Raw genomic sequence first — 19,300 nt, forward strand, 5'->3', positions numbered from 1 at the left:
TTGAATAAACTCCTGTGTTCCGGCATTTGGGGCGTTGCCCTCACCCCGAAGGAGCTTTGGCGAACGCTTTAGCAGATTTATTTAACGTCGCCCTGCAAGTTGCTCATTTAACTCAGCGACCCATCCATTTTAATGCCAGTCGTCTTCCGATTCTTTTCCGTATTTCCGCTGTGGTTGCTGCACATCATGGGCGCGGCCATGGGCTGGGTGGCGTTCGCCGCCTCGCCCACCTACCGGCGCCGCTTCCTGGCCAATGTGGCGCTGGCGGGTTATCCGTTCGGGACCGTGCGCGCGGCCGTGGCCCATGCGGGGCGGATGGTGACCGAGCTGCCCCGCCTGTGGCTGGGCGCGCCCATGCCCTGCCGGCTGGAGGGAGAGGCCTGCGTCGAGGCGGCCTACGCGGCCGGGCGCGGCATCGTGTACCTCACGCCCCACCAGGGGTGCTTCGAGCTGTCGGCGCAGGCCGCGGCCCGGCGCTGGAGCGCCGAGCGCGGGCCCATCACCGTGCTGTACCGCCCCGCGCGCCAGGCCTGGCTGGCCAAGGTGATGGAAACCGCGCGCAACCGGCCCGGCATGCTCGCCGTGCCCACCACGCTCGCGGGGGTGCGCCAGATGATCAAGGCCCTGCGCCGGGGCGAGGCCGTGGGCCTGCTGCCCGACCAGGTGCCGCCCGAAGGGCAGGGCCACTGGTCGCCTTTCTTTGGCCGGGACGCCTACACCATGACCCTGGCCGTGCGCCTGGCCCAGCAGACGGGCGCGGCCGTGGTGCTGGCGCGCTGCGAGCGCCTGCCCTGGGGCCGGGGTTTCGTCACCCACTTCGAGCCGCTGGCACAGCCGCTGTCCGACCAGATCGACGTCGCCGTCCTGCAGATCAACCAGGCCATGGAACACCTCATCCGCCAATGCCCCGAACAGTACCTGTGGGGCTACGCCCGCTACAAGCAGCCGCGCGCTGAGTCCGCCGCGGCGCCCGAGGTGGCCGCATGACGGGCCGCCTGGGGGTCTGGTTCATGCGCGTGCTGGCGCGCCTGCCGCTGCCGGTGCTGCGCGGCATGGGCTGGCTGATCGGCCGCATCCTGTTCGTGCTGGCCGGGCCGCGCCGGCGTGTGGCGCTGCGCAATCTGGCGCTGTGTTATCCCGATGCCAGCGAGCAGCAGCGCCGTGCCTGGGCGCAGGAAACTTTCGTGGTGTTCTGCCAGTCGTGGCTGGACCGCAGCTGGCTGTGGTTCGCGCCCCGGGATGTGGTGCTCGAGCGCGTGAAGCTGCGGGGAGCGCTCAACGAGCTGGAGGGCGACACGCCCACCATCATTTTCGCGCCGCATTTCTACGGCATGGATGCGGGCGGCTCGGCGCTCACGCTGCACACGTCGCGCGCGTTCACGTCGATCTTCTCCACCCACCCGGACCCGGCCGTGGATGCCTGGTTCCGCGAGGGGCGCCAGCGCTTTGGCGACGTGCGCATGCTCAACCGCAACGACGGGGTCAAGCCCATCATCGCCAATCTGCGCAAGGGTGGCCTGCTGTACCTGTTGCCCGACATGGACTTCGGCCGCAACGACTCGCTGTTCGTGCCGTTCTACGGCATGCAGGCCGCCACCGTGCCGTCGCTGTCGCGCTTTGCGCGGCTGGGGCGGGCCAAGGTGATCGCGATGGTCACGCGCCTCACGCCCACGGGCTATGTGGCCGAGATCTCGCCTGCCTGGCCCGGCTACCCCACCGACGACGTGCAGGCGGACACCGCCCTCATGAACGCCAATCTGCAGCGCTACATCGATGTGTCGCCCGGCCAGTACTACTGGGTGCACAAGCGCTTCAAGACGCGGCCCGAGGGCGAAGGCTCGGTGTACTGAATGAAGCCAGGCGCAGCCGGCTCTTGCTGGCTGGCCGCTCGCGGGCGCGGACAGACGGGGAACCCGTTGTCACTGGGTGAAAACAGGCTGCAGTGCTTACGCTTCAAGCGCTGACAGCTATCATTTTTGCTGCAAAAAGTGCCGCAGCTCCATCGCCACGCGCTCGGGGTGTTCGTGCACGACCCAGTGCGAGGCCTGCTCCACGCGGTGCAGCTGCAGTTGGGGAATCCAGCCCGGCAGGCCGTCGAGCAGCCCGGGCAGCAGGGCCGGGTCGTCCATCGCCCAGAGCACCAGGGTCGGCACGGCCACGGTGAGCATGCTGTCCGGCAGGGTGATCGCCTGCACGCTGTCGTCGCCCTCGCGGGGTGGGCGCAGGGGGCTGGCGCGGTAGTAGTTGCAGGCCCCGGTCAGGCCCTGCTGCCACAGGGCGCGGTACTGGGCGCGCACGCTCTCGGTGAGCCAGGCGGGGACGCGGCCGTCCGGTGCGTCGAAAAAGCCGAACAGGCGGCGAAAGTCGTTCTCGGCCAGCAGCGCCTCGGCGTCCGGGCGGCAGAGAAAGTGCATGTACTGGCTGGCGGCCTGCTGCGCGGGGCTGTGCTGCAGCTCGCGCAGGAACGTGCCCGGGTGGGGCGAATTGATGATGGCCAGGCGCTTCATCAGCCCCGGCTGCTGGTTGGCCAGGTTCCAGGCCACGGCCCCGCCCCAGTCGTGCGCCACCAGGCATTCGAGCGGGCCGCCCAGGGACTCGGCCGCGATCAGGGCCGCGAGGTCCTGCACCAGGTGTTTGGCGCGGTAGGCCTCGGCCTCGGCCGGGCTGCTGGAGGGCCCGAAGCCGCGCAGGTAGGGTGCGATGCAGCGGTAGCCGCCGTTCTCAGGCCGAGCGAAGTGCAGCAGCAGTTCGTCCCAGATGAAGGCGCCTTCCGGGAAACCGTGCAGCAGCAGCAGCACCGGGCGGCCGGCCACGCCGGTCACGCGGCAGTGCAGGGTGATGCCGTGGGGCAGGGTGACGGAGCGGGTCTGGATCATGATGCTATGAATTGAATAGCTAGCAGCGCATGACAGACAAGCGCCGTGCCTAATTTTGCTGAGAATCCTCAGGGGCTTCCGGTGCGGCGGTGCCGTCGGGCGCTGCTGCGGGGGCGGCCGGCTGTACCGGGTGTGCCCATTGCCACAGCAGCTGCGCCACCTCGTCCACGCCTTGTTTCTTGAGGGCCGAGAACATCTTCACCTCTCCACCGCCCGCGTTCAGTCGCGTAATCGACAGCACCTTGGCCTGCTCGGCGCGGGTGAGCTTGTCGGCCTTGGTCAGCACGATGAGGAACTTGAGACCCTCTTCGACGCGCGGACGCACCACTTCGAGCAGGGCCTCGTCCAGCTCGGTCAGGCCCAGGCGCGGGTCGCACAGCAGCACGATGCCCGTGAGCCCGGGGCGGCTGACCAGGTAGTTCACCATCACCTGCTGCCAGCGCACCTTGTCCGAGCGCGACACGGCAGCGTAGCCGTAACCGGGCAGGTCGGCCAGCACCGCATCCATCACGCCCTGCTTGCCCAGGGAAAACAGGTTGATGTGCTGGGTGCGCCCGGGTTTCTTGGACGCGAACGCGAGCTGCTTTTGCTGGGTGAGCGTGTTGATGCAGGTGGATTTGCCCGCATTGGAGCGGCCCACGAAGGCGATTTCGGGCACGTCGATGGGCGGCAGGTGGTGTAGCTGCGCGGCCGTGGTCAGGAACTTGGCCGTGTGCATCCAGCCCATGGCGGTCTTGGCGTCAGGTGCGGGCGGAAGGGAGCCAGCAACTGGCGCGGTAGGAGATGTCGTCATGGGGAATTGGGATGCGAGGGAGCCTCATTGTAGAATCGCGAGGTTTTGCGCACATAAACACAGACCCTCGATATGAAGTTGCTCGCCTCCTTGCTGACGGCTGCCGCACTGGCAGCACCTGTTATTTCGGCCTTTGCGGCGGGCGATGCCCCCAAAGCGGCCAAGCCGGATCTCGTCAAGGGCGAGGCCAGCTACACCGCGGTGTGCGCCGCCTGCCACGGCGCCGATGGCAACTCGGCCATCGCGGCCAACCCCAAGCTGTCGCAGCAGCACCCCGAATACCTGGTCAAGCAGCTGCAGGAATTCAAGTCCGGCAAGCGCAACAACGCCGTCATGAAGGGTTTCGCCAGTGCCCTGTCGGATGACGACATGCGGAACATCGCGTACTGGGTGACCGCCAAGCCCGCGAAGGTCGGCTTCGCGAAGGACAAGGACCTCGTCGCCCTGGGCGAGCGCATCTACCGTGGCGGCATCGCCGACCGCCAGATCGCTGCCTGCGCGGGCTGCCACAGCCCCAACGGTGCCGGCATCCCCGCGCAGTACCCCCGCCTGTCGGGCCAGCACGCAGACTACACCGTGGCACAGCTCAACACCTTCCGCGACGGCTCGCGCGCCAACAGCATCCAGATGACGCAAGTGGCGGCCAAGCTCAACGACAAGGAAATCAAGGCCGTGGCCGACTACATCGCCGGCCTGCGCTGAGCGATTTGATTTTCGTCAATCTTGTGGCCCGAAAGACCGGGCCGCACGGAACCTACCGCCAATAACAATCCCAAAACGGGCGGGCCCATCGCACAGATGGTCCCGCCCTTTTTCTTTCTTTCGCGCCCCGAAGCCCACGTTTCCATCCATGTCCGACAACACCCAAGGCCTTCGCATCCAGTCTGGTTCCCAGGCCTTGCGCGCAGGGATCGAACTGCTGTCCTCGATGCGGTTCGCCATCTCGCTGCTGACGGTGATCTGCATCGCCTCCGTGATCGGCACGGTGCTCAAGCAGCATGAGCCGGCGGTCAACTATGTCAACCAGTTCGGGCCGTTCTGGGCCGAGCTGTTCGGCGCCATCCAGCTCAACGCGGTCTACAGCGCCTGGTGGTTCCTCCTCATCCTGGGCTTCCTGGTGGTCAGCACCTCGCTGTGCATTGCCCGCAACACGCCCAAGATCCTCATCGACCTGAAGGTCTACAAGGAAAACATCCGGGAGCAAAGCCTCAAGGCCTTCCACCACAAGGCCGAGGCAGGGCTGAGCGGGTCCGCCGAGGCCGAGGCGCGCCGCATCGGCACCATGCTGGCGGGCGGCGGCTGGAAAGTGCGCCTGCAGCAGCGCGACACGGCCGCCGGCCCCGGTACCGGCTGGATGGTGGCCGCCAAGGCGGGGGCTGCCAACAAGCTGGGCTACATCGCGGCGCACAGCGCCATCGTGCTGGTGTGCGTGGGTGGCCTGCTGGACGGTGACCTCATCGTGCGCGCCCAGATGCTGCTGGGCGGCAAGACCCCGTACCAGGGCGGCGGGCTGATCGCCGATGTGAAGCCCGAGCACCGCCTGTCGGAGCGCAACCCGACCTTCCGCGGCAACCTGCTCGTGGCGGAGGGCACGCAGTCGAGCACGGCGATCCTGAACCAGTCCGACGGCGTGCTGCTGCAGGACCTGCCGTTCGCCATCGAGCTCAAGAAATTCATCGTCGAGCACTACTCCACCGGCATGCCCAAGCTGTTTGCCAGCGAGATCGTCATCCATGACAAGGCCACGGGCGAGAAGACCCCGGCGCGCGTGGAGGTGAACCACCCGGCCAGCTACCGCGGCATCGAGATCTACCAGTCGAGCTTCGACGACGGTGGTTCGCACCTGAAGCTGCGGGCCGTACCCATGGTGGCAGGCGCCAAGGCCTTTGATGTCGAGGGCGTGGTGGGCAATTCCACCCAGCTGACCAACAACGGCGGCGGCACTGGCAGCGAGACGCTGACGCTGGAATTCACGGCGCTGCGCACCATCAATGTCGAGAACTTCGGCGGAGCAGGCCCGGGCGGCACCGGTGTCGATGTGCGCAAGGTGGACCTGCGCGAGTCGGTGGAGTCCCGCTTGGGCGCGGCCAACAAGACCGTGACCAAGAAGGAGCTGCGCAACGTGGGCCCCAGCGTGAGCTACAAGCTGCGGGACGCGGCGGGCCAGGCCCGCGAGTTCCACAACTACATGCTGCCCGTGGACACGGGGGACGGCGTGCCGGTGTTCCTGCTGGGGGTGCGCGAGAGCCCGGCGGAACCGTTCCGATACCTTCGCGTGCCGGCCGATGACAAGGGTGGCATGGACGGCTTCATGCGCCTGAAGGCCACGCTGGCCGACCCGGTGGCGCGCGAACAGGCGGTGCGCCGCTATGTGGCGCAGGCCATCGATGCCTCGCGCACGGATCTGGCCGAGCAGCTGCAGCAGTCCGCATCGCGGGCGCTGGCGTTGTTCGCCGGACGCGGCATGGTGGACGGCAAGCCCACCGGTGGCCTGCAGGCGGTCTCGGACTTCATGGAGGCGAATGTGCCGGAGGCCGAGCGCGCGCGCGCCGGTGAAGTGCTGGTGCGCATTCTCAATGGCACGCTGTTTGAGGTGGCCCAGCTGTCGCGCCAGAACGCGGGCCTGCCGCGCCTGCCGCAGGATGAACAGACACGGGGCTTCATGACCCAGGCCGTGCTGTCGCTCAGCGACGCGCAGATATACCCCGCGCCACTGGCGTTCGAGCTCAAGGACTTCACCCAGGTGCAGGCCAGCGTGTTCCAGGTGGCCCGAGCCCCTGGCAAGAACATTGTCTATCTGGGTTGCGCCTTGCTGATCCTCGGTGTTTTTGCCATGCTGTACGTGCGCGAGCGCCGTGTCTGGGTCTGGGTGGCGCCGCAGGGCGGCGGCAGCCACGCCACCATGGCGCTGTCCACGAACCGCAAGACCATGGACGGGGACCAGGAGTTTGTACAGCTCGCACAGAAACTGATCGGGGCCGGCAAGGCCCCGGAAGGCACCGCATGAACACCGCCACCGGCAACACGAATACCGCGATCACCCTGAATGAGGGGTTCTTCGCCCGCCGCAACTGGTTCGACTGGCTGTTCGCGGCCATCGTGGCGGTGGGCGGCCTCTATGCGCTGCAGCGCTACGGCAGCTACATGGATGTGTACGAAAAAGGCATCCTGCTGGGTGCCATTCCCTGCACCATCTGGCTGGGCTGGTTCTGGCGGCCCCTGCGCGTGCTGATGCTGGTGGTGACGGCGGTGGCGCTTTTTGCCATCGGCCTGTACCAGCAGGACGGCGCGGGCAGCCTGGCGCGCGCGGACACGGTGTTCGGCCTCAAGTACTTCCTGTCGAGCCAGTCCGCCATCCTCTGGATGAGCATGCTGTTCTTCATCAGCACCGCGTTCTACTGGATCGGCATGTTCTCGCGCGGCGAGGGCAGGACCATGGGCATGCTCGGCTCGCGCATCGCCTGGGTGGCCGTGGCCATGGCGCTCATCGGCACGCTGGTGCGCTGGTACGAGAGCTACCTCATCGGCCCGGACATCGGCCACATCCCGGTGAGCAACCTGTATGAAGTGTTCGTGCTGTTCTGCTGGATGACGGCGGCGTTCTACCTGTACTACGAGCAGCAGTACGACACCCGCGCGCTGGGCGGCTTCGTGATGCTGGTGGTGAGCGCGGCGGTCGGCTTTCTGCTCTGGTACACCGTGGTGCGCGAGGCGCATGAGATCCAGCCCCTGGTGCCCGCGCTCAAGAGCTGGTGGATGAAGCTGCACGTGCCCGCCAACTTCATCGGATACGGCACGTTTGCGCTGGCTGCCATGGTGGCGTTCGCCTACCTCATCAAGCAGCAGGCCACCGAAACCCGCTGGTACAAGCTGGCCCCCCTGTGGCTGCTGGGCGTGGTCCTGTGCTTCGAGCCCATCGTGTTCCGCCAGGGCGCCACCGAGAACGGCGGCAGCTACTGGATGGTGTACTTCGGCATCTCGGCATTCATCGTGGCGGGCATCCTCTTTGGCCGCAAGCGCATCGCGGCGCGCCTGCCGTCGTTCGAGATTCTGGACGACGTGATGTACAAGTCCATCGCCGTGGGCTTTGCGTTCTTCACCATCGCCACCGTGCTGGGGGCGCTGTGGGCGGCCGAGGCCTGGGGCGGCTACTGGAGCTGGGACCCGAAAGAGACCTGGGCGCTGATCGTCTGGCTCAATTACGCGGCCTGGCTGCACATGCGCCTCATGAAGGGCCTGCGGGGTACCGTCTCGGCCTGGTGGGCGCTGGTCGGCCTGGCGGTGACCACGTTCGCGTTCCTGGGCGTGAACATGTTCCTGAGCGGGCTGCACAGCTACGGCACGCTGTAGGCCCGCGGCTGCCCGCACGCCTCTGCCCGGCAGGCAGGCGGCGCCTGCAACTATTGTGTCTTCGGTGTAACCTGAACGGCCCAGGGAACGAACTAGCAGTTGTTCCGCTCTATCGCAGAGTCCGTTTCAACCGAGAACCACCGGAGACACCCATGCTGATTCCATCCCGCGAACCGGGTTTCAACCACCCGCATTCCTCCGAGATCACGCCCCGCTCGGTGTACGAGGGGCGGCGCAGGATGCTCCGGCTGATGGCCGGCGGGGCGGCGGGCGCGGCACTGGCCGCCTGGGCCGGGCGCGAGGCGCTGGCACAGCAGGGAGCTGTCGCGCGTCCTGGCAAGCTGGTGGCGCTGGCCAGTGCGAAGTCCACCGTACCGGGCGCCATCTCGATGGAAAAGCTCACCGACTACAAGGACGCGAGCACCTACAACAACTTCTATGAGTTCGGCACCGACAAGGCCGACCCCGCCCGCAACGCTCACACCCTGAAGACCACGCCATGGACCGTGGAAGTCGAAGGGCTGGTGAAGAAGCCTGGCAAGTACGGCATTGAAGACCTGCTCAAGCTCAGTGCTCAGGAAGAGCGCATCTACCGGCTGCGCTGCGTGGAGGGCTGGTCGATGGTGATTCCATGGGTGGGCTATTCGCTGTCCGAACTGATCAAGCGGGTGGAACCGCAAGGCAGCGCCAAGTATGTGGAGTTCGTGACGCTGGCCGACAAGGCCACCATGCCGTTTGTCGGCTCGCGCGTGCTTGACTGGCCCTATGTGGAGGGCTTGCGCCTGGACGAGGCCATGCACCCGCTGACGCTGCTGGCGTTCGGCATGTACGGCGAAGTGCTGCCCAACCAGAATGGCGCGCCGGTGCGCCTGGTGGTGCCCTGGAAATATGGATTCAAGAGTGCCAAGAGCATCGTCAAGATCCGTTTTGTCGAGAAGGAGCCAGGCACGGCGTGGAACAAGGCGGCCAAGCAGGAGTACGGCTTCTACTCCAACGTGAACCCCGAGGTGGACCACCCCCGATGGAGCCAGGCCACCGAACGGCGCATTGGCGAAGACGGCCTCTTTGCCAAGAAGCGCAAGACGCTGATGTTCAACGGCTACGAAGCCCAGGTGGGGCAGCTGTACGCGGGCATGGACCTCAAGAAGTTCTACTGACCGCCGCGTCCGCCCGGCTTCGCCGTCACGTCCGGTGGCGAAAGCCCGGCCCGGCCCTTGCCCCCATGCGAAAACTGCTGCTCCATCCTGCCGCCAAGCCCGTGGTGTTCGTGCTGTGCCTGCTTCCGCTGGCCTGGCTGGTGTATGCCGCGGCCGCCAACGAACTGGGGGCCAACCCTGCCGAAGCCCTGATCCGCGCCACGGGCGACTGGACGCTGCGCGCGTTGTGCCTGGTGCTGGCGGTGACACCGCTGCGCGTGCTCGCCTCCACGCCCCAGCTCGCGCGCTTTCGGCGCATGCTGGGGCTGTTCGTGTTCTTCTATGGGTTGCTGCACCTGCTGAGCTACGCCTGGTTCGACATGGGCTTTGATGTGGCCGACATCGTGCGCGACATCGTCAAGCGGCCCTTCATCCTGGTGGGGTCCCTGGCGCTGCTGGTGCTCACGCTGCTCGCCGCCACGTCGTTCAACCGCGCCATCAAGGCGCTGGGTGCAAGGCGCTGGCAGGCCCTGCACCGCAGCGTGTACGCGGTGGCGGGGCTGGCCATCCTGCATTTTTTCTGGATGCGCGCGGGCAAGAACGATTTTGGCGAGGTGGCGGTCTACGCGGTGGTGCTCGCGGCCCTGCTCGGCTGGCGGCTGTGGCACCGGCTGCGCAAGCGGCAGGCGGCGCAGGGGGCGGCGGCTCCCCGCCGGACGGCCGCTGGGGCCCGGTAACGCAATGCGGATGGATGCTAGATCGATTGCTATAAAATATATAGCTACCTGCGCTTGCCAGTAAAGCGCCAGGCCCTGTTTTTATTGAAGATCGAGCAAACGGCCCGTGCTACCGCCCCAGCCCGGGCCGCAGCTGCCGGGTCACCGGATCGATGTAGCTGGTGGGCAATTGGTAGGCCCGGTCGTCGAACAGGTCGATGCCGCACATCAGGTTCTCGATCCAGTCCATGAAGTCGCTGATGGCCTGCTTGCCGATGATCGGCGCGCCGTGCTGCGGAACGAGCATGGAAATATCGAGCTGCCGCGCCATGCGCACCCACAGCCGCAGGATCTTGTTGGAGACCATGTAGCGGCGGTGAAACCCCTCCATGCGCGGGATGTGCGCCTTGAGGTCGGTCACCGGCACGCGTGCCTCGGCACCGGACATCATGGACACCCCCAGATCGCCCGTGAACAGGATGCGGCTGACCGGGTCGTAGAAATGGAAATTGCCTTCGGAATGCATGAAATGCGCAGGCAGCAGCACCAGTTCATGGCGGCCCAGCGGCAGGTGGCCGCCGCTGTCGGGCACCCCGATGACCCGGTTCTCCGTCTTGCCGACCTTGGTGAAGTGCGGGGCGAAACGCTCCCACACCCGCGAGATCACCAGGTCTGCCTTGGTGCTGGTCATCCACCGGTCCAGCGAGGCAATGATGTCCGGGTCCGCGTGCGAGGCGATCAGGTACGACAGCTTGTGTGGCGGGAAATGCTTGGTCATTCCCATGAACAGCTCGTTGAAAGCGAGGTTGCCGCCGGGATCGATGATGGCGCCCGTGTCGTCGTCCACGATCAGGAACTGGTTGGCCTGCACGGCCTGGCCGTCTTCCTCGATGAGGTCGGTGAACATCAGACAAGCGTGATTCTTGTCGCGGTAGAGTTCCAGGGCCATGGCCATCCTGCAGTGCGATAAAGCACGGACTGTACGATTGACCCTTCGAGGTGTCCTTGATGGAAATCAAGCACCTCGGCATTGGTAGTGGCAGCCAGGTGGGCCGCAGGCCCCTGCCGGCGATTCGCCGCAGCTTAACGCGGCTGCGACGCGGCAGCCGCCGGTGCCTGGGCGGGCGTGGTCGTGCCGACGCTGGGTGTCAGGGTCTGCGGAAGGGTTGCGCGCTGTGCAGCCGCGGGGCTGCTGGGAAGATACAGGGGGCCTCGCTGGCCGCAGCCGGCGAGGGCCGCCGTACTGGCGGCAAGGACAAGCGTCCTGACTAGAATTTGGGAAGCTATCAACATGCGCAAATTGTAATGACCGACCTTGAATTCCTGGACCACGCCGAAAAACTGCTTCTGGCCGTCGAGCGCAGTTGTGATCGTATCAACGACGCGACCGAGGCCGATGTGGACGCCCAGCGCTCGGGGGGCATGGTGACGCTGACCTTCCCCAACCGCAGCCAGATCGTGATCAATCTCCAAAAGCCGCTCCACGAGGTCTGGATGGCGGCCCGCTCCGGTGGCTACCACTACCGTTTCGATGGCCAGGCATGGCAAGACACCAAGGGCGCGGGAGAGTTCTTTGACTGCCTGAGCCGGGACGCAGCCCGGCAAGCGGGCCTGCCGCTGCAGTTCTCGGCCTAGGGAAACCGCCTCAGCCTGGCTCAAGCTTGCTGCCCCCCAGGCTGGGCCTCTGATAGTCCCGGCCGTGTCAGTTGCGGAACAGGTCCAGGATGCGGTTTCGCTCCTCCGCCGGGGGCGGTGCGTGCGGGGCCACCGCCGGTGACGCAGAGCGGTCATCAATGCCCACACTGGAGATGCCGCTGTGGCGGGCGTACTCCTCGTAGAACCACTCCCCGCCGACGTTGACGACGCCAGCCGGCACCGTGGGTTCCATGACAGGCACACCCTTGAGCGCGCGTTCCATGAAATTGATCCATACCGGCAGGCTGAGCCCGCCCCCGGTTTCGCGGCTTCCGAGGTTGCGGGGCGTGTCGTAACCAATCCAGGTCACGGCGGCGATGGTGGGCTGGTAGCCGGCGAACCATGCGTCGACCGAATCATTGGTGGTGCCGGTCTTTCCGTAAAGGTCCGGGCGTTTGAGCGTGGATTGCGCGCGCGCGGCGGTGCCGGACCGTGTCACCTCCTGAAGGAGGCTGTTCATGATGAAGGCGTTGCGGGCGTCGATCGCGCGGGGCTGCTCGCTGGTCACCGGTGGCGTTGTTTCCGAGATCACGCGGCCCTTGTGGTCCGTGACCTTGGCGATCAGCCAGGGATTCACACGGTATCCGCCATTGGCGAACACGGAATAGGCGGTCGCCATCTGCAGCGGCGTGACCGAACCCGCGCCCAGGGCCATCGTGAGGTAGGCCGGGTGCTTTTCCGCATCGAAGCCAAAACGCGACACCCATTCCTGGGCCGTCTTGGGGCCCACGGCCTGCAGGATCCGGATCGAGATCATGTTCTTGGACTTGGCCAGGCCGGTGCGCATGCTCATGGGCCCGTCGTACTTTCCGTCGTAGTTCTTGGGCTCCCACGGCTGGCCGCCCGTGACGCCGGCGTCAAAGAACAGCGGGGCGTCATTGATGACCGTAGCGGGCGTGAACCCCTTTTCCAGCGCCGCGGAATAAATGAAGGGCTTGAAGCTAGACCCCGGCTGGCGCCACGCCTGGGCCGCGTGATTGAACTTGTTCTTGTCAAAGTCAAACCCACCCACCAGGGCCCGGATGGCCCCGCTGCGCGGGTCCAGGGCCACGAACGCGCCCTCGACTTCAGGCAGTTGTGTGATCTCCCAGGCGTTCTTTGGGGTCTTCACGACCCGGATCACCGCACCTCGGCGAATCTTGATGTTCGGCGGTGCCTTGTCGCTGAGGCCCGACTGCGCGGGCTTCAGGCCGTCGCCGGTGATCTCGAGGTTGTCGCCGTTGGCCCGGGCCGCAATGATCTTGCGGGGAGAGGCTTCCAGAACGACGGCGGAGAGGACATCCCCGTTGTCCGGGTGATTGGCCAATGCGTCGTCAATGGCATCCTCGACCTCCTGGGCTGCAGTGGGCAAGGCCACGAACTTCTCCGGCCCCCGGTACTGCTGTCGCCGCTCGTAGTCCATGATGCCCCGGCGCAGCGACCCATAGGCAGCTTCCTGCTCTGCCGCGTTGAGGGTCGTGTAGACATTCAATCCCCGTGTGTAGGCCTCGTTGCCATACTGAGTGAAGATCAGCTGGCGCGCCATCTCGGCGACGTACTCCGCATGGATCCGGGTGTTGTCCGGTCCTGACCGGATTTTGAGTTCTTCCTTCTTGGCGTCCGTGGCCTGCTGGGCTGTGATGAATCCGTTCTCCTCCATGCGCTCGATGATGTACAGCTGCCTGGAGCGCGCCCGTTTCGGATTGCTGATCGGGTTGTACGCGGAGGGCGCCTTGGGCAGGCCGGCCAGCATGGCCGCCTCTGCCACCGACACGGCTTTCAATGGCTTGCCAAAATACGCCTCCGAGGCCGCCGCAAATCCATAAGCGCGATTGCCGAGATAAATCTGATTCATGTAAATTTCAAGAATCTGATCCTTGCTCAGTAAATGCTCAAGCTTGAATGTCAGTAAGATTTCGTAAATTTTGCGTGTAAATGTTTTCTCTGAAGAGAGGTAAACATTGCGTGCAACCTGCATCGTGATAGTGGATGCCCCCTGGCTTTTCACGCGGCCCAGATTGGCGAGACCAGCGCGAACCACGCCCTTGTAATCAACGCCGCCGTGTTGAAAGAAGCGGGCATCCTCAATGGCCAATACTGCGTCCTTCATGACCTTGGGGATTTCTCCAATGGGGGTGAGATTGCGGCGCTCTTCCCCAAATTCGCCGAGCAAAGCACCTTCCGCTGAATAGACGCGCAGGGGCAGCTTGGGCCGGTAGTCGGCGAGGTCGGAAATGTCCGGCAGGTTCGGGTAGGCGACGGCCAGGGCCACGGCGATGGTCAGCGCCAGCCCGAAAGCGGCTGCAGTTGCCAAGCCTGCGATCCAGAGGATTGCACGCAGGAACCAACGAAGCCAGGTGGGACGGTGGGGAGCGGGGGAGGAGTCCGGCTTGTCGGTGGACTTCGATGGAGAGGACGGCATATCGCTCCGGAGGGGTAGGGCCCCCCATTATAAAAATGTCTGCTCCTGAACACGGAAAATCGCAGCGCCGTGCGATGAGCAGGTCGCCAAAAGGCGCGCCACCCTCCCCAAACGGTCTTGCAAAGCGCGAAAAATTCGTCTGCTTTTGGCAACGCTCAGCAAGTGTTACGCGGGGAAAAATCTTTGCTGGAGAACTATCTTACTGATAGCATTCATGTGAAGTGTTAAGTTTTGTTGCCTCATTTTGGCAAGTTACAGGGGACCAATCTTGAGCTCAATGGGGTCTTTGTTCAGTCGCCAGTCTGCGCCGCTGCTGGGAATCGACATCAGTTCTTCCAGCGTCAAACTGGTCGAGCTGGGGCGTGATAAGGCGGGCAGTCTGGTGCTGGAGCGCTGTGCGATCGAGCCGCTGGAGCGCGGGTGGATCACCGATGGCAACATCGAGAAGTTCGATGAGGTCGCTGATGCCCTGCGCCGACTGGTCAAGAAAAGCGGCACGCGCACGAAGAACGTCGCCTTGGCGCTGCCGCCGTCGGCTGTCATCACCAAGAAGATCACGCTGCCAGGCGGGATGACAGAACAGGAACTCGAAGTTCAGGTCGAGTCCGAGGCCAATCAGTACATTCCCTTCTCACTCGACGAAGTGAGTCTGGACTTCTGCGTCATCGGGCCCAGCAAGAACGCTCCTGGCGATGTGGACGTCCTCATTGCCGCGTCGCGCCGCGAGAAGGTACAGGACCGGCAAGGTTTGGCGGAGGCAGCCGGGCTCAAGCCAGTAGTGGTGGACATTGAATCCCATGCGTCCCGTCTGGCTGCTGGCCGCCTGATTGAGGCGTTGCCGAAGAAGGGGGTGGATGCCATGGTCGCACTTTTTGAAGTGGGAGCCCTGACCACGAGCATGCAGGTCATTCGCAACGAGGAAGTTCTTTACGACCGCGACCAAGCATTTGGTGGCGCGCAGCTTACCCAACTGATTGTTCGCCAGTACGGGTTCTCCGTCGAAGAGGCCGAAAGCAAGAAGCGAAATGGTGACCTTCCTGAAGATTATCAATCTGCCGTCCTTCGGCCTTTTGTAGACAGCATGGCGCAAGAAATTGGCCGGGCATTACAGTTCTTCTTCACGAGTACACCCCACAACCGCGTTGATCACATCATGTTGGCCGGAGGATCTGCTCCATTGCCAGGCCTGACAGAAGCAGTGACCCAGCAGACCGGATTCGCGTGCAGCGCCGTCAATCCATTTGACGGCATGGAAATTGGAAGTTCCGTTCGTTTGAAAAAAATGGTGCGTGAAGCACCGTCGTATCTGACCTCATGCGGTCTGGCCATGCGGAGGTTTCTGCAGTGATATTGATCAACTTACTTCCTCACCGGGAAGCTGCGCGCAAACGTCGAAAAGAGGCCTTTCAGGCCACGATGTTTGCATCATTCCTTATTGGTCTGGCTATTGCGGGTGCGATTTACTGGTGGTTTCAGATGATGATCACAGCTCAGCAGGAGCGAAATACATTCTTGCAGAGCGAAATTAAAATTCTTGAAGGGCAGATCAAGGAAATCGCGACGATTGAAGATGAGATTGCTGCTCTGCGGGCAAGACAAAAAGCTGTGGAAGATCTTCAATCTGACCGCAATCTGCCCGTTCATTTGCTCAATGAGCTTGTGCGCCAGATACCGGAGGGTGCGTACGTGACCAGCATCAAGCAAACTGAGCAGGTCATTGCCATGCAAGGCGTCGCTCAATCCAATGAACGTGTTTCTGAGATGCTCCGCAATCTCACGGATAACACCCCGTGGTTATCGAAGCCGGAATTGGTGGAGATTGTGGCAAGTAACGTTGCGCTTTCCTCCAAGGATCAGCGTCGGGTCTCATCCTTCAATCTGCGCTTCCGGCTGATGCGCACCGGGGAAGCACAAAAAGCAAAAGACGCTGCCAGCGCCGCGATTGGGAAATAAATATGGCAAAAAAATCAAAGGCAAATATTGATTTCGTTGCTTTGCAGGACGGTCTTTCTAGGCAATTTCGAAACCTGGACCCTAAAGATCCTTCGTTGTGGCCGGTAGTCCCTAAGGTATTGCTTTGCTTCTTTATTGCAGCTGCTGTAGCAACTATCTTATGGTTCGTAAAAATCAATGAGTATGAGGTGGAGCTCACTGCTGAAGTGGCGAAGGAGCAAGCTCTTCGTCAGGACTATCAATCTAAATTGATTAAGGCGGTGAGCTTGGAGGCGTTGAAGCGACAGAGAGAGCAGGTACAGCAATACGTGATTCAGCTTGAAAAACAGCTGCCTAGCAAGGCTGAGATGGCGGCGCTCTTGTCCGATATCAATCAGGCGGGGCTCGGTCGGAGCTTGCAGTTCGACCTGTTTCGACCGGGGCAAGTGGTCGCAAGGGAGTATTATGCCGAGTTACCAATCCAGGTGCGTGTCACGGGGAAGTACCATGATATGGGGGCGTTCGCATCAGATATCGCTCATCTTTCTCGAATTGTCACTCTTAATAATATATCAATAAATCCCGTTGCAAAGGATGCAAACGGAGTCCTGACAATGGAAGCGACGGCGCGTACTTTCAGGTATCTTGATCCCGAAGAAATTCAGGCTCAGAAGCAGGCGATAAAGGCTAATAAAAAATGACGTCTTATAAACTGACTGGGTTGGTTTTCGTCTCTTTATTATTGAGCGGCTGTGGATCATCGGGCGACGAAGAGTTGCGCCAATGGATGTCTGAATTGCGCGCGACAACCAAGCCTCGCATTACTCCGTTGACCGAACCGAAGCAATTCATTCCTCAGGCCTATTCGATGGATTCGGGCGTGGAGCCTTTTAACGCGGTGAAATTGACGCAGGCGCTACGCCGGGAGTCTACGCAATCTACTTCAAACGCCGCTCTCATCGCGCCAGAGATGGCTAGACGAAAAGAGCCGCTCGAGGCTTATCCGTTGGATGTCATGGCCATGGTCGGTAGCCTGGATAAAAAAGGAATGCCCACCGCACTTTTAAAGGTTGACAAATTACTTTATCAGGTACGAGTTGGAAATTATATCGGGCAAAATTACGGGAAAATAACAAAAATAACCGAAAATTCAATTCAACTGCGAGAGATCGTGCAGGACGCTACAGGTGACTGGGTCGAGCGCGCAGTTTCGCTGGATCTGCAAGAGGGCAAAAAATGAAATACTCGAAAGCTTACATAGTAAAAATCTGCCGAATTGCGATTGGGTTCTCAATCGCAATTCTGGCTCCTCTTGAGGTTCTTGCAGATACTGTTATCCGTTCTGTGACGGGGAGCGTGCAAAACGGTGTGGACGTCATACGTATTGATTTTGCGGAACCTCTTAAGGAAATTCCAACAGGCTTTGCGATTCAAACGCCTCCGCGCATTGCCTTGGATTTTCCTGGTGCATCGAATGCAATCGGAAAAAACAATATCGAAGTCGGTCAGGGGAATGTAAAATCTGTCAATGTGGTTCAAGCTGGCGATCGGTCTCGGGTTGTTCTTAATTTGAAGCAATCGACATCCTATCAAGCTGAAATCCAAGGAAACTCGTTGTTGATTTCTTTGGCAACAGCTCCTTCAGCGTATTCCGCATCCCAGCCTGCTCAGGCGCTAACGTTTTCGGATCCTGCAAATAATGATATTCAAACATTAAAAGACGTGGATTTCAGGCGGGGAAGCGATGGCTCCGGACGGGTCATCGTGACGCTTCCATCCAGTCAGGTTGGGGTTGACATACGCCAACAGGGCAAGGGCTTGGTCGTCGATTTTCTGAAGTCTTCTTTGCCGGAAGGTCTGCGCCGTCGCTTGGATGTAGGTGATTTTGGTACGCCTGTGCAAGCCATTACGACCATGCAGCAAGGTGAAAGAGTGCGGATGACGATCGATCCCGTTGGCGATTGGGAGCACAGTGCATATCAAAGTGATAGCCAGTTTGTAATTGAGATTCGCCAAAAGAAAGTGGATCTGAACAAGCTTACTCAAGGTCCTGGGTTCAATGGAGAGAAGTTGTCGCTTAACTTCCAGAACATTGAAGTTCGCTCACTTTTGCAAGTGATAGCTGATTTTACAAATTTCAATATTGTTACCTCGGACACCGTCTCGGGCTCACTAACTCTCCGCCTCAAAGATGTGCCCTGGGATCAAGCACTCCAAATCATCATGGATGCCAAGGGCCTTGGCATGCGTAAATCAGGAACGGTTTTGTGGATTGCCCCCAAAGATGAAATTGATGATCGGACAAAAAAGGACTATGAATCCGCGCTGGCGATTCAAAAGCTGGAACCGCTAAGGACTCAGGCATTTCAAATGAACTATGCCAAGGCGGTGGACATGGTCACCCAATTGACTGCGTCAAGTAGCGGTGGGGGATCCGGAGGGACATCAAATAGATTCCTTTCTGAGAGAGGGAGTGCAATTGCCGAACCCAGAACCAATCAACTGTTTGTGACTGATACTGCGAGCAAGTTAGAGGAAGTTCGCCAGTTGCTGTTGACTCTGGATGTCGCTGTTCGGCAAGTGATGATTGAGGCAAGAATTGTCGAGGCTTCCGATACTTTTGGGCGTTCGCTGGGTGTTCGCTTGGGTGGGACAGATCTGCGCGCTAATCGTGGCGGGACAGGCGGGTACAACCTTGGCGGTGGTAATAGTGTTGCTTTCGGCACTAGCTACAGCAACGCTGTCGCATCCTCTGGTGCGGGCGGGACTGCAAATACCTTGGGTAACTTTGTTAATCTACCTGCACAGGCGCAAGGTGGATTCGATCCAGCTAGTTTTGCAATATCTATTTTCAATTCCGCGGCCAATCGATTCTTGAACCTTGAAATATCGGCGATGGAAGCTGATGGGAAAGGCAAGATTGTCTCCAGTCCCCGGGTTGTGACTGCAGATCAGACCAAGGCATCGATAGAGCAGGGTACGGAATTTCCTTATCCAGTGACTGCTCCTAATGGCGGAACCGTCATAGCCTTTAAAAAGGCTGTGTTGAAGTTGGAGGTCCTGCCTCAGATAACCCCTGAAGGAAATATCATTCTTGATCTGGATGTTAACAAAGACAGTCCGGGGGAAATTCTTCAGAATGTACGGGCAATTAATACCAAACATATTAAAACCCAGGTATTGGTTGAAAATGGCGGAACGGTTGTGATTGGCGGGATTTTTGAACTTTTTGAAGATGATGCAGAGGCCAAAGTTCCGTTTTTGGGAGACATCCCAGGTGTCGGAAATTTATTTAAAACAAAAACCAAGCAGGCAAATAAGCAGGAAATGCTCATATTTATTACGCCCAAGGTAATTACTGAACGTACTGCGGTTCGTTGATGCAAATTTATAGGGAAAGA

General features: G+C 61.4%; 18 protein-coding genes. 13 read left to right on the top strand and 5 right to left on the bottom strand.

The window, feature by feature from the left end; all coding sequences use genetic code 11:
- Positions 1-132 precede the first annotated feature (132 nt).
- Positions 133-987, top strand: a complete 855-nt coding sequence (locus KW843_RS01955) for a lysophospholipid acyltransferase family protein (protein ID WP_218293405.1) — start codon at positions 133-135, stop codon at positions 985-987.
- Positions 984-1,850, top strand: coding sequence for a lysophospholipid acyltransferase family protein (locus KW843_RS01960; protein WP_218293406.1), 867 nt, complete (start codon positions 984-986; stop codon positions 1,848-1,850). The genes KW843_RS01955 and KW843_RS01960 overlap by 4 nt, the downstream gene beginning before the upstream one ends.
- 120 nt (positions 1,851-1,970) lie before the next feature.
- On the opposite strand, the gene KW843_RS01965 is transcribed toward KW843_RS01960, so the two are convergent.
- Together KW843_RS01965 and yihA are read right to left on the bottom strand one after the other, a co-directional pair.
- Positions 1,971-2,876 (bottom strand): alpha/beta fold hydrolase, encoded by a 906-nt coding sequence (locus tag KW843_RS01965; protein WP_218293407.1) that lies wholly within the window; start codon positions 2,874-2,876, stop codon positions 1,971-1,973.
- A gap of 49 nt (positions 2,877-2,925) precedes the next feature.
- The gene (yihA, locus tag KW843_RS01970) at positions 2,926-3,669 is read right to left on the bottom strand and encodes a ribosome biogenesis GTP-binding protein YihA/YsxC (protein ID WP_218293408.1); all 744 of its coding nucleotides are present in this window, start codon (positions 3,667-3,669) and stop codon (positions 2,926-2,928) included.
- A gap of 72 nt (positions 3,670-3,741) precedes the next feature.
- On the opposite strand from yihA, the gene KW843_RS01975 reads away from it, so the two are divergent.
- The 5 genes from KW843_RS01975 to KW843_RS01995 all read left to right on the top strand — a co-directional run bounded on the left by KW843_RS01975 (position 3,742) and on the right by KW843_RS01995 (position 9,892).
- Entirely contained in the window at positions 3,742-4,371 is a 630-nt protein-coding gene (locus KW843_RS01975; protein ID WP_218293409.1) for a cytochrome c, read from the top strand.
- A gap of 148 nt (positions 4,372-4,519) precedes the next feature.
- Complete coding sequence (locus KW843_RS01980; RefSeq protein WP_218293410.1) at positions 4,520-6,676, top strand: cytochrome c biogenesis protein ResB; 2,157 nt, start codon at positions 4,520-4,522, stop codon at positions 6,674-6,676.
- On the top strand, positions 6,673-8,019 hold the full coding sequence (gene ccsB / locus KW843_RS01985; RefSeq protein ID WP_218293411.1) for a c-type cytochrome biogenesis protein CcsB: 1,347 nt from the start codon (positions 6,673-6,675) through the stop codon (positions 8,017-8,019). Before KW843_RS01980 ends, ccsB begins: the two co-directional genes overlap by 4 nt.
- A gap of 152 nt (positions 8,020-8,171) precedes the next feature.
- Complete coding sequence (msrP, locus tag KW843_RS01990; RefSeq protein ID WP_218293412.1) at positions 8,172-9,176, top strand: protein-methionine-sulfoxide reductase catalytic subunit MsrP; 1,005 nt, start codon at positions 8,172-8,174, stop codon at positions 9,174-9,176.
- Positions 9,177-9,241: 65 nt separating this feature from the next.
- Positions 9,242-9,892 carry a sulfite oxidase heme-binding subunit YedZ gene (locus tag KW843_RS01995; RefSeq protein WP_218293413.1) on the top strand — a complete coding sequence of 217 codons (651 nt, stop codon included), beginning with the start codon at positions 9,242-9,244 and terminating at the stop codon, positions 9,890-9,892.
- Between the two features lie 109 nt (positions 9,893-10,001).
- Here the strand turns inward: KW843_RS01995 and KW843_RS02000 are convergent, their stop codons facing one another.
- Together KW843_RS02000 and KW843_RS02005 are read right to left on the bottom strand one after the other, a co-directional pair.
- Complete coding sequence (locus tag KW843_RS02000; RefSeq protein WP_218293414.1) at positions 10,002-10,820, bottom strand: MBL fold metallo-hydrolase; 819 nt, start codon at positions 10,818-10,820, stop codon at positions 10,002-10,004.
- A 134-nt stretch (positions 10,821-10,954) separates the two neighbouring features.
- Positions 10,955-11,164 (bottom strand): lipoprotein, encoded by a 210-nt coding sequence (locus tag KW843_RS02005; protein WP_218293415.1) that lies wholly within the window; start codon positions 11,162-11,164, stop codon positions 10,955-10,957.
- 12 nt (positions 11,165-11,176) lie between these two features.
- Between KW843_RS02005 and cyaY the strand changes: the two genes are divergently transcribed.
- Positions 11,177-11,506: an iron donor protein CyaY gene (gene cyaY / locus KW843_RS02010; protein WP_218293416.1), complete on the top strand. Its 330-nt coding sequence runs from the start codon at positions 11,177-11,179 to the stop codon at positions 11,504-11,506.
- A gap of 67 nt (positions 11,507-11,573) precedes the next feature.
- On the opposite strand, the gene KW843_RS02015 is transcribed toward cyaY, so the two are convergent.
- A complete protein-coding gene (locus KW843_RS02015; protein WP_218293417.1) occupies positions 11,574-13,967 on the bottom strand; it encodes a penicillin-binding protein 1A in 2,394 nt (797 codons plus the stop codon).
- 268 nt (positions 13,968-14,235) lie between these two features.
- On the opposite strand from KW843_RS02015, the gene KW843_RS02020 reads away from it, so the two are divergent.
- Genes KW843_RS02020 through pilQ form a run of 5 tightly spaced genes read left to right on the top strand, consistent with a single transcriptional unit; the run spans position 14,236 to position 19,280 of the window.
- Complete coding sequence (locus KW843_RS02020) at positions 14,236-15,315, top strand: pilus assembly protein PilM (protein WP_218293418.1); 1,080 nt, start codon at positions 14,236-14,238, stop codon at positions 15,313-15,315.
- Complete coding sequence (locus KW843_RS02025; protein ID WP_218293419.1) at positions 15,312-15,920, top strand: PilN domain-containing protein; 609 nt, start codon at positions 15,312-15,314, stop codon at positions 15,918-15,920. The genes KW843_RS02020 and KW843_RS02025 overlap by 4 nt, the downstream gene beginning before the upstream one ends.
- A gap of 2 nt (positions 15,921-15,922) precedes the next feature.
- Positions 15,923-16,600 (top strand): type 4a pilus biogenesis protein PilO, encoded by a 678-nt coding sequence (locus KW843_RS02030; protein WP_218293420.1) that lies wholly within the window; start codon positions 15,923-15,925, stop codon positions 16,598-16,600.
- The gene (locus tag KW843_RS02035; RefSeq protein ID WP_218293421.1) at positions 16,597-17,139 is read left to right on the top strand and encodes a pilus assembly protein PilP; all 543 of its coding nucleotides are present in this window, start codon (positions 16,597-16,599) and stop codon (positions 17,137-17,139) included. The genes KW843_RS02030 and KW843_RS02035 overlap by 4 nt, the downstream gene beginning before the upstream one ends.
- Entirely contained in the window at positions 17,136-19,280 is a 2,145-nt protein-coding gene (gene pilQ / locus KW843_RS02040; protein WP_218293422.1) for a type IV pilus secretin family protein, read from the top strand. The genes KW843_RS02035 and pilQ overlap by 4 nt, the downstream gene beginning before the upstream one ends.
- Positions 19,281-19,300: the final 20 nt, after the last annotated feature.

The organism is Acidovorax sp. sif1233 (assembly GCF_019218755.1).
GTDB lineage: Bacteria > Pseudomonadota > Gammaproteobacteria > Burkholderiales > Burkholderiaceae_C > Acidovorax.